Raw genomic sequence first — 11,369 nt, forward strand, 5'->3', positions numbered from 1 at the left:
TAGCTACTGCTTTCGCTCTGGGTTATTCACCCTCGGCTGGTAGTTCACTTCGCTTGGCGACAAATACCCGCGGCCTGCCTCTATTGCAGGCTAGATGTGTGCCATGCCCGACACACTATGAAAAAGATCCATGCTGGCACAAGGATCTTTCTCCAATCATGATTCATTTCAGGGAGGAAAAGAAATCACTTTTGCAGATACTTTCTCATCTGACAAGCATATAGTACAAGCATGCTGTGCACAAACGATGAAACAAATGTGAAAGGTTGATGAAAAAGTGTATGATATCTTGAAAAGGAGATGCTTTATGCTCAAAAAAATTGTTTCTCTGCGTTTTCCGCTGCCGGAAGATGTTGCCAAAGCCAAGGCAGCCGGCGATTTTAACAAAGCAGAACGCCTGATTTTGCTGTATCTGCAGGATTCCTATACACCCCAATGCATGAAAGACCGTCTGGAGACAGAACGGGAAGTTCTTTCCCGCCTGCCATCAGCCTACCCATATGATGAAGAACAGGCACTGGCCCTTGTGCAGAAAGAAATTCCATCCTTCACGATGGCACAGCTGCATCACTATGAAGACTGCAAGGCAGCCGACTGGATCTATATCAACGGCAAAGTGCATCTGCAATCCCGTTTCTTTGCGTCCATGCAGAAAGTATGGCCAGAGATTGCCGAAGCAGTGGGAAGCCCTCTGCAAAAACACAATAAACTGCTGGAAGACAATGCCGATGAAATGGCAGAAAAAGGCTGGGCAGGCCGCCACATTCATCTGCGGACAGAAATCAGAATCAAGGATGAAGCCTTCCATCCCGGCAAAGTACTTGTCCACCTTCCCATTCCAGCAGAATGCATAAATATGCATAATATCCGCATTCTGGATCACAGCGGGCATGCGTTCATTGATGATCCAAAGAGCCCCAGCCGCACCATCTCCTTCCAGGAAGATCTGAAAGAGAATCATCCGTTCTTCGTGGAATATGAATACGATTCGATCGTGAATTATCATGAAGATCAGCACATCAGCACAGAGACTGCAGATTTTGATATCCAAGAAGAACAGCCGCAGATTGTCTTTTCTCCATTGATCAAAGCGTTATGCAGAGAACTTTCCGGCAATGAAACAGATCCGTACCGCAAGGCATGGAACTTCTACCGCTATTGCACGGAGAACATTACATATGCCTACATGCGGGAATACATGACACTGGGTTTGATCAATGAATACTCTGCCACCCAGCGGATTGGTGACTGCGGTGTCAAGGCACTGCTGTTTATCACGCTTTGCCGCTGTGCAGGCATTCCTGCCCACTGGCAGTCCGGTCTCTATGTCACCCCTGACAGTGCCGGCAACCATGACTGGGCCATGTTCTACATCAAGCCATACGGGTGGCTGTTTGCGGATCCTTCCTTTGGCGGCTCTGCCTTCCGGGTAGGAAATCTGAAACGGCAGAAGTTCTACTTTGGTAATCTAGATCCTTTCCGCATGGCTGCCAACAACGCCTTCCAGAAAGAATTCAACCCAGCTAAGAAATGGTGGCGCAGCGACCCCTATGACAATCAGTCTGGTGAGATTGAGTATGAAGACAGAGGCCTGCACGGTAATGAACTGGAATCCACCAAGACAGTCATTGCCATGGAAAAGCTCACCCGCAAATAAAAACAGCGGAAGAAGATCCAATGTCAGTAAGTTAACGGATAGCATTGACTGTTAACCCAAGAACACTCGTTTCAAAATGCGGCGAGTGTTTTTTATTCTGCAATATCCTGACAGAAGTCTTTGCAGTGCTTGTATGGAGATCTCAAAAAGATGCATAGATACGAGCTTTCATTGAAGTGAACCCCCTTCTATTTATAGGTGCAATGCTAAGTGTATATGAGGTGAGAAACAAAAAAGGAGGCTGCAACCTTTAAGCTTTCCAGCTTCAGGTTTCCCAGTAGCCTCTTTTCTATGCTACATGTATGGTTTCAATCAACAGCAGCCATGCCAGGCCATAGTATGTCACAACACCAACCAGGTCGGTCACCGTTGTGATCAGCGGTCCGGACGCAACGGCCGGGTCAACACCGATCTGCTTGAAGAACAGCGGGATTACTGTACCAACCGCACTGGAGATCAGCATTGCCACCATCAGAGAAATACCGATACAGCCGGAGATGGCAAAGCCATGAGCCGGTGTATAGTGCTTGAAGAGAATGATAAAGATACCGACGCCAACAAAGGCCAGAGCACCAAGGATCATGCCATTGACAAGGCCGCAGCGCATTTCCTTCAGGACAAGATGCAGCTTATCTTTGCCGGTCAGCTTTTCATCCATCAATACACGGATGGTTACAGCCAGAGACTGGGTGCCGACGTTACCGGACATATCCAGAATCATGGATTGGAAGCTCATGATCATTGGCAGAGTAGCTACAACGGTCTCAAACAGACCAACAACACTTGATACAAACAGACCAAGCACCAGCAGTAATACCAGCCATGGCAGACGTTTATGCACAGATTCCTTCAGCGGTTCCCGCAGATCTTCCTCAGCGGTCAAACCAGCGAGCTTGGCATAATCATCACCCATCTCATCATCGACAACTTCAACCACATCCTGGGAAGTAATCACACCAAGAATTCTGTTTTCATCTGACAGTACCGGAATGGATTCCTCGGAATAATCCTTCAGTTTTTCCAGACAGTCTTCAATCCTTTCATCCGCATACACATACGGATACTCTGTCACAACAATATCTTCCAGCTTCTCATCCTGGCGGGCCAGAATCAATTCCTTCAGATCAATCTCACCATAGTAGATACCCTTTTCATCTACGACATACAGCTGTGAGATGTTGTCATGATCCTCCGCCTGCCTGACCAGAGAACTCATTGCTTCCTTGATGGAAAGTGAGGAAGACAATGTTACAAAGTTGGTTGTCATACGGGATGCAATGGTATCTTCATCATACGATGCCAGCCGCTGGATATTGTTGCGGTGCACCTCATCCATCAATTCCAGCCAGACAACCTTGGAACGTGAATCTGTATTCTTCAGTAAATCCACGGCTGTATCCGGCTCCATGTGAGCCAGAATATCCGAAGCCTTGCGCGGATTCATCTCTTCAAGATACTTATCCGCATCATCCGAATACTCCATCACATCTGACAGACTGTCAACGTCCATCAGCCGATACAGAATAGCCCTTTCATTGGGCTGCAGAATATCCAGCGCATCGGCAATATCATTGGCGTGATAGTCATCCAGTCTCTCGTTGATCACCTTTGGAGAAAGACCGCTGCGGACCAGCTGAGCAATCGACTGCACAGCTGTCATTTCATTATCTTTTTCTTTTACAGCTCCTGCCATGATTCTTTTTCCTCCTGTATTCATGTACTGCATGCATACAGAAAACCGGCACAGCGCTTCAGACACGTATTGTCATGTGATCAGAAATTCGGGTGGTCTGAGGAGCGTGTGCTTATTTTCTGCCTTCTTCGTTCGTGACCGGCACCACTATCCATGCAAAACCACCCCTTTCACTTCTCAGATACATTTTATTCTGACCGCGGTCGGATTTCACCCCTGAATTGACTCCTGGCGATAAAAAATTGTGTGTATAATGGCAGGCAGGAGAAAGAAAATGAATACATTTGATGAAAAAGTAAAAGAACGGCTGATCCGCTATGCAAAAGTCAATACACAATCGGCAAACCATACCGGCACAGTCCCCAGTACGCCATGCCAGTTTGACCTGGCAAAGATGCTGTATCAGGAACTGCAGGACATTGGTGTCAAGGATACGTACTATGACAAAGAGCACTGTGTCGTCTATGCGTGGCTGCAGGCAAATACAGAGGAAGGCATGCCAGTCGGCTTTGTGGCACACATGGACACTGCCCCGGATGCCTCTGGTGAAAATGTAAAGCCATGGGTGTTTGAGGATTATGATGGTTCAGACATTGTCCTGAATAAAGAAAAGAATATCGTCATGAAGGTATCTGACTATCCCAATCTGAAAAACTACATTCATCAGGATCTTGTTCTGACAGATGGCACCACCCTGCTGGGCGGTGATGACAAAGCATCCATTGCAGCGATCATGACCATGATTGAATACCTCGTCAATCATCCGGAAAGAAAGCATAATCTGCTTGCCTTTGCCTTTACGCCGGATGAAGAAGTCGGCGGTCTGGCCAGAGATCTGGATTTAAACAGATTTCAGGCAAAGATTGCCTATACACTGGATGGCGACTATTGCGGTTATTATGAAGATGAAACATTCAATGCCTCCGAAGCAATTGTCACCTTTACTGGCTTATCTGTTCATACCGGCACTGCCAAAGGCATCATGAAGAATGCCGTGGATATGGGTGCAGAGTTCATGGGCATGCTGCCGAAGTTTGAAAAGCCCCAGTACACCGAAGGCAGAGAAGGCTTCTACCATGTGATTTCCTTTGACGGAACCTGTGAACATGCTGTACTGACCATGATTGTACGTGACCATGACAGCGAAATCTTCAATCAGCGAAATGACTATCTGAAAAAGATCACGGAAGAAATCAACAGAAGATATGGCAATAATGCCGCATCCATTAAGATTTCCATCCAGTACCGCAATCTTGGCGAAGCCATTAAGAAAGTTCCGTTCATGATTCCAAACCTGGTCAAAGCCATTGAAATGGCTGGCATCACCCCGCATAAGGTGGCCTTCCGCGGCGGCACGGACGGCTCTGCACTGTCATGGCGCGGTCTGCCATGTCCTAACCTTTCCGCTGGATATGAAAATGCCCATGGACGTTTTGAGTATGTACCGGTACAGTCCATGTCAAAGAATGTTGAGATTCTGCTCAATCTGGCCGATCTCTACAGCAAGCAGAAATAAGCCTGTATTCATCCTGCTGCAATTCATGAGCGTTTTAAAAGGCCATAGCTGTCATCAGCCATGGCCTCTTTTTTGGTATTACTCCAAATGGATATTAATCAATCCTCAGTCAATTCTGAAAAGCTCAGATCACCGATAAGCTGTCTAATACAGCAGCTCCCTTAATTATTATCAACAAGCATGATTGACAGAATCATACCTGTTTCAATGTTGCCGGGGATCAGTGTTTTGTTATCATAGGTGATTTTAAAAGGATCATGCGCATTGCCAACAGCAAAGAAGTTCTGTTCCTTTCCCACTTTCAGATGCCGGCTGTTTTGAAGCAGCAGCTGTACCCTTATCCTGGGCAGATCTATTGGACCAAAGGAAGCAGCTTTCTCATCATCCACAAATACAGAAACGGTTTTTTCCGAATCCGGTTCCACATGAAGCATCACATCACGCTGATCAACATCAACCATAACTGTTTTCGTCTTTTCCCACTCATTCTCAAGATAAGAATACTGTGTCAGTTGAATTTTCCCTGGCAAAAAGCGTGACAGATGCACATGATACGTCATATTTTCAGAAACAGGCACATCCGCTGCCGGCTTAACAAACCTGATCCAGCTGTCAAAGAAGAATTGCTTTACCGCGAAAACACAGGCAAGAACAAGCAGCGAAATAACCGCAATGCGAATCCATCGTTTTTTCATGTCAGAGTATATTTCCTTTCATCAGTGCATCATTTGACTGTTGCTGAATAATCGATACTGCCTCTGTCAAAATAGTATCATGCACTTATCATTTCAAAGCAGACACTTTGTACACCTGCCGGAAATTTGAATTTTCACTTTGAGAAATTCTATTGACTACATTTAATAAGAAACAATCGACATATCATGTTTTGCAGTCAACAGACTGCTATTTCATGATAGCTGCGCTGTCAGGAATATTTCGTACAGCCTTTTTTTGAACGCCAGGACTGCTGCACCATTTTTCATAACAACAAAAGGTGTTCCGGAAAATCATCCAGAACACCTTCATTTGTATGTCTTACTGCCTCAGGGGCAGATCCTTTCGTCCCTTGTGTGGACGTATGGCACTTTGCAAATACCATTATTCAATGGCAATGTACTTCTTTTCAGGGATCTCTTTCTTGTCTTCCTTGGCAGGCAGCTCAATGGTCAGTACACCATTGTTGTAGTTTGCCTTCACATCGGAATCCTTCACCTGATTGCCTACATAGAAACTGCGGCTGTAGGAACCGTATCTTCTCTCACGGCGCAGCACCTTGCCCTTCTTGTCCTTCTCGTCCTTGTTCTCATGGCGGGAAGCGTGAATGCTCAATGTGCCATTCTCAAGTGTTACCTTGACATCATTCTTTGCAAAGCCCGGCAGATCTGTCTTCATGATATACTTGCCGTCTTTCTCAACCACGTCTGTCTTCAGCACAGGCTCCTGATTGAACATCGGAACATCAAACCCATTGTCAAAGACATCATCAAACAGATCAAAATCATCTCTCACATCCGGCATGAACCTCATTGCAATCATCTCCTTTACTGATCAAACTTCAGTTTGCTGATTACTGGATATCAATATACTTCTTCTCTTCGGCTTCTTTCTTCTCAGCGGAAGGAACCGTCACAGTCAGAATACCGTTGTTATAGGACGCATGTACGTCGCTCTCCTTCACATGATCACCGACATAGAACGTTCTGCTCACGGCACCATAGCTGCGCTCGGAATGAACGACTTCACCCTTGGCATCTTTCTCTTCTTTGCTCTCATTGCGCTGTGCACGGATCGTCAGCTCACCATTGTACAGAGAAATTCTGATATCATCCTTGTGATATCCCGGCAGCTCAACCTCTAAGCTGTAGCTGCCATCCTTCTTATGGACATCTGTTCTCATCAGACCTGTGGAATTCAGGCCAAACTCATTGAACATATCTTCAAACAAACTTCTTTCAGGTGCGTATCTCATGTTATTACCTCCCTGAGGCTCTCACCTCTTACACCCATAATAGTAATCACTTGTTTAGCACTGTCAATAGTAAAGTGCTAATTTTTATTATTATTTATGCTAGTATTTCAAATCTCTATTTCATGTTACGTATTTTTATTTCTAGCATTTAAATGTTCTAACTGCTAAATCGTATCTTTTCCATTCTGTTGCCCGCTTTGCTATAATGAAGCCCATAGAAAAGAGGCAAGATATGTTGTATCAGACTGAAAGCATGAAGCAGGATGATTTCAAGCCTGCCCGCTTCACTTCCGAAGGTTCCATTGAACTCAATGGCAAGAAGATTCCTTACAAGACTGTATCTGAAGACAATGTCTTCTATGATTCTGAAGGAAAAGCCGTCGCATCTATTTTCTCGTATTCCTATTTTCGTTCTGATGTCAAAGATGCCAGCACCAGACCGGTGATCTTTGGCTACAATGGCGGCCCTGGCAGCTCTTCCATGTATGTCCATACTGGTTTCCTGGGTGTACGCAGAGTCAGCTATGGTGAGCCTGACCGTCCTTCCGCATTCGGTCCCTGGAAAGTCATCGACAATCCGGACTGCCTGCTGGACATTGCCGATCTCGTTCTGATTGATCCGGTTGGCACCGGTTATGGTGTATTGCTGAACCAGGATAAAAAGAAAGACTTCTTTGGCATTGAGCAGGATGCCGAAGCACTGCTGAACTTCATTGAGCTCTGGTGCCGGAAGTACAACCGCGGTCTTTCGCCGAAGTATCTGGTTGGGGAAAGCTATGGCTGCACAAGAACCGCAACCGCCGTTGGTATTGCGGCAAGTGAAGGCAAAGAGCGTGCCTATGGCATCGCCTTTGACGGCGTTGTCATGATCGGCAATACCATCACATGCGGGCAGTACTTCGGCCAGGGTATGCCGGTAGAATCCAGTATCATCGGCTTCCCTACCTATGCCGCTGTCAACTGGTATCACCATCATCCAACAGACCAGTCTGTTGAAGAGTTTGTCAAAGAAGCCAAAGCCTTCGCGGATCATGATTACCTGCTGGCACTCTACAAAGGTGAATCCCTGGATGACAAAGAAAAAGAGCAGATCATTGAAAAGGTCTGCTATTACACCGGTGTATCCAGAGAATATCTGGAAGCACGTGATCTGCGTATCGGCGATGATGATTTCCGCTCGGAAGTATGCCGCAAAGACGGCAAGGCCGTATCCCGCTATGACGGCCGTGTGACAAGACCATTGCTGCTGCCACAGCTGGAAGAGCGCAATAAAGGCGAAGAAGATGATGCCACAGCAGACCGCTATGATGCTTACTTCTATGCTGCCTTGACCGGCGATGTTCTGCCAAGACTCAATGTCAAGCTCGACCGTACCTATGTACAGCTTGCCAACTATTGGAAAAACTGGGACAAGGAAACACCAATGGGCACAACCGGTGAACAGCTGCGCAGAGCCATGGACCGCAGACCAGGCATGCGTGCCTTCTTTGCCAATGGCTGGTTTGATCTGTGCACGGAGTTTGGCTTTGTCTTCCATACCCTTGACCATGACCATCTGCCCAAGGACAAAACGTTCTGGAAGGGCTATGGATCAGGCCATATGATTTACCTTGGTGAGGATAATGTCCATGCACTGGCAAGTGATGTCAGAGCCTTCATCGAGGGTAAGGATCCTTCCAATCACTAAGCTTTACGGGCGGCATCTGCCGCCTTTTTTGTTTGTTTTGGAAAACGGAATGCAAAGAAGTACAGCAGCAGCCCCACAACAGCACTTGCTGTAAACAGAACGCCAACTGGTAAGAGTACGGTTTCTCCATAGGAATTGACATACGTCTGTGTACTGACCGCATTGATCAGGCCGCTGCCAATCATCGGTCCGATGATCATCGGCACAAGTACATAGGCAAGCAGGCGGATTCCCTGAAACATGCCGACATGATCGACCGGCGTCTCATCACGAATGGCGCTGGAGAATAAGATCAGAATGGATACATAGCCTGTCATCATGATGATGCCGGCAATGATAAATGGAATCACAGATGTCAGAAAACCTGCCGCAAACAAACCGATGCAGTAAAGAGATACACTGATGAAAGCAAGTGTGCGTTTGCCATAGCGGTCCACCAGTCTGCCAACTGCCAGAGAGCAGATGCTGGCAAAGAGGATGATCACTGCCATGACAAGACCGCTCAAAGCATTCCCAAAGCCAAGTGTCTTTTCCAGATAAATCAGAAGATACGGCATGAATACCTGTACAGAAATATTGAAGATACAGATACCAAGCAGGCAGAGATAGAATTTTGCATTTTCACGGATGACGGATGGACGGAAACCATAGACAATGCTTTCCCAGAAATTCATCTTCTCTTTGCTTTGTACAGGTTTTGTATCTGGCACAAAGAGCAGTCCTGCCAATCCTGCCACACTGACACTGGCACCAATCACGATAAAGAATGCCGGCCAGCCAAGCAGAGAAGAAAGAATACTGCCCGTGCCAGCCACAATTAACATCGCCAATAATGGAAATACATTCAGCACGCCTTCAATGGTGCCGCGGTTGGTTTCATCACTTGTCTCTGTCACCCAGGCATTAAAGGAGGCATCATTGGCAAGCGATCCGCAGAAGGACATGATGCCGTCCATGACAATCACAATCGTGACTGTCATTGCCAGCACTTTTGCCGTGGACATTCCCGGGAAAAGTATTGCCGTATGTTCTCTGGAAATCAATGCAAACAATGCTGTCATGATGCCCCAGACAACATACCCGATACAAAGGAAATACCGCCGGTGTCCCATGCGGTCAGAAATGATGCCGCCAACCAGCGTGGCAATGGTAGATACTGCAGCACTGCAGGCAACCATAGCTGCAATGTCACCAGCACTGCCGCCGATCCTGTTAAACAGAAACAGATTGAATTCCATGTTTTCTACAGCCCAGGCAAGCTGGCCGATCAGGCCAAACACAATGATGGTGAGCCACTGCTGCCATGATAATTTTGTTTTCATACACTCTATCCTCTGTCCTCAGTATAGTCTTTTTTCCGCAAAAAAAGCAGAAACTCAAAGCACTGGAAGAAGTCATCCTTCCCTGTTCTGAATAATCTGCCTTTCAATAACACTGACTTTCTGAAGATGTCATGAAGACATACTTACTTGATATTCTTTAACCATCTGATAATTCTCTTGAAATTCATAATCAGTGCAATAACAGCGATGATAAAAATGATCGTTACGATAATTGTACCTTTCATTAGAACTACCTCATTCAACTCCAGTAGGTTACTAAATTACGGCCTTCAATTCTTGCTTGAACTCCACCGGTCCAACTTGGACCGCCTACCCACGGTATCGCCATACTAAAATTCATAAAATAAGTTGCTTTGGTGGAAGAGTCAAGAGATAGCGAGCCAGAAACACTCGTTATCACAACAAAGTGCCATGGATCATATGCAGCTGTAATTCTGTAATTTCTAATATCAATCGTAAACCCAGCATTCGCTGCAGCAGTAACAACATTTATTTTATATGTTCCATTAGTCACATTTGCTCTCGTATGCCAAGGACTCCATCCAAAAAAGATCAGATGATCAATGTCTGATTTTTCATCCGAAAAATCAGCAACCTTTTCAACAGTAATAATTCCCACTTCACCATTTGAAAGAACTACCTCATGGCTTTGCTTTTCTCCTAACTGTAAAGTAGGAATTTCAAATTTATCACCTTGCAAACCTTCATTATCGAATACAGGACTATTGCTTTCATCAGATGCGGCATTAACCTTTAAAGCAGTTAGTGGAAGAACTAAAGTAAGGACCATTAGCGAGGAAAAGATTTTTTTAATTGTACTTGACATAGTCAGCCTCCTTTTCGTACATAAGCGTTTTCATATTGTCTAAGAAGTACAGTGAACGCTGTTAATTCTGCACTTCTCATATCACGAACTCTCACTATATTATTGTCAAAATTGACTATATTTGACGTGCAACAGATGCATCACTCACTTTTCTTGATAACAGGGAGAATTGTGACTTTACCAAAGATTTTGCTTTAACCTAGCGTGCATATTTCGCCTTATATTGCAAGCAATGTGCAATTTTCAGTAATTAATATGTAATATTTTTCGGTGGCTTGATATTGCTTCACAAGATTTCAAGAAGAACACTAATAAATCTCTCGACTCAGCAGCGAACACGATAACCTTATTGTTCACTGTTTTCAGCAAACAATTTTTCTTCACATTCCTGTCCTACAGTTATCATATTGGTATGACGTAAAAAAACAAGCATATATTTTTATTACACAATTCGTTATAATAATAGTTATGTTTTAAAACTATATTATTTAGCTGAATGCAGCCATTATTTCTACCTCAAAGGGCATATTAATCTTAACTTCCAGAAATATTGAATACACCGATATGGCGAAGCCGGGTTTCCGGTGAAACCAAGGCCAGTTTTCTGGAGTCAGATTCGGAGTGATTCCGGACCTCCAAGGCCACCTGAAATTGACGAATAACCTTCTTTCTATAATG

General features: G+C 45.2%; 10 protein-coding genes. 3 read left to right on the plus strand and 7 right to left on the minus strand.

Annotated elements, in window-relative coordinates; translation table 11 throughout:
* The first annotated feature begins 307 nt into the window (after positions 1-307).
* Positions 308-1,657 (plus strand): transglutaminase-like domain-containing protein, encoded by a 1,350-nt coding sequence (locus MOZ60_RS10710; protein ID WP_370596674.1) that lies wholly within the window; start codon positions 308-310, stop codon positions 1,655-1,657.
* Between the two features lie 289 nt (positions 1,658-1,946).
* Here the strand turns inward: MOZ60_RS10710 and mgtE are convergent, their stop codons facing one another.
* Positions 1,947-3,350, minus strand: coding sequence for a magnesium transporter (gene mgtE / locus MOZ60_RS10715; RefSeq protein WP_370596675.1), 1,404 nt, complete (start codon positions 3,348-3,350; stop codon positions 1,947-1,949).
* A gap of 274 nt (positions 3,351-3,624) precedes the next feature.
* Between mgtE and pepT the strand changes: the two genes are divergently transcribed.
* Positions 3,625-4,866: a peptidase T gene (gene pepT / locus MOZ60_RS10720; RefSeq protein WP_370596676.1), complete on the plus strand. Its 1,242-nt coding sequence runs from the start codon at positions 3,625-3,627 to the stop codon at positions 4,864-4,866.
* Positions 4,867-5,027: 161 nt separating this feature from the next.
* Here the strand turns inward: pepT and MOZ60_RS10725 are convergent, their stop codons facing one another.
* The 3 genes from MOZ60_RS10725 to MOZ60_RS10735 all read right to left on the minus strand — a co-directional run bounded on the left by MOZ60_RS10725 (position 5,028) and on the right by MOZ60_RS10735 (position 6,835).
* Positions 5,028-5,561, minus strand: coding sequence for a hypothetical protein (locus tag MOZ60_RS10725; protein ID WP_277645380.1), 534 nt, complete (start codon positions 5,559-5,561; stop codon positions 5,028-5,030).
* 403 nt (positions 5,562-5,964) lie between these two features.
* Positions 5,965-6,384 (minus strand): Hsp20/alpha crystallin family protein, encoded by a 420-nt coding sequence (locus MOZ60_RS10730; protein WP_370596677.1) that lies wholly within the window; start codon positions 6,382-6,384, stop codon positions 5,965-5,967.
* 49 nt (positions 6,385-6,433) lie between these two features.
* Positions 6,434-6,835: an Hsp20/alpha crystallin family protein gene (locus MOZ60_RS10735; protein WP_370596678.1), complete on the minus strand. Its 402-nt coding sequence runs from the start codon at positions 6,833-6,835 to the stop codon at positions 6,434-6,436.
* A gap of 232 nt (positions 6,836-7,067) precedes the next feature.
* On the opposite strand from MOZ60_RS10735, the gene MOZ60_RS10740 reads away from it, so the two are divergent.
* Positions 7,068-8,522: a S10 family peptidase gene (locus tag MOZ60_RS10740; protein WP_370596679.1), complete on the plus strand. Its 1,455-nt coding sequence runs from the start codon at positions 7,068-7,070 to the stop codon at positions 8,520-8,522.
* Here the strand turns inward: MOZ60_RS10740 and MOZ60_RS10745 are convergent.
* The 3 genes from MOZ60_RS10745 to MOZ60_RS10755 form a co-directional block, all read right to left on the minus strand.
* The gene (locus tag MOZ60_RS10745) at positions 8,519-9,844 is read right to left on the minus strand and encodes an MFS transporter (protein ID WP_370596680.1); all 1,326 of its coding nucleotides are present in this window, start codon (positions 9,842-9,844) and stop codon (positions 8,519-8,521) included. The genes MOZ60_RS10740 and MOZ60_RS10745 overlap by 4 nt on opposite strands.
* Before the next feature lie 259 nt (positions 9,845-10,103).
* The gene (locus tag MOZ60_RS10750; protein WP_108774298.1) at positions 10,104-10,691 is read right to left on the minus strand and encodes a DUF5626 family protein; all 588 of its coding nucleotides are present in this window, start codon (positions 10,689-10,691) and stop codon (positions 10,104-10,106) included.
* Positions 10,692-11,179: 488 nt separating this feature from the next.
* Positions 11,180-11,369: hypothetical protein (locus MOZ60_RS10755; RefSeq protein ID WP_370596681.1), on the minus strand; the 190-nt coding region annotated here is incomplete at its 5' end.

The organism is Grylomicrobium aquisgranense (genome assembly GCF_033971865.1).
GTDB lineage: Bacteria > Bacillota_I > Bacilli_A > Erysipelotrichales > Erysipelotrichaceae > Bulleidia > Bulleidia massiliensis.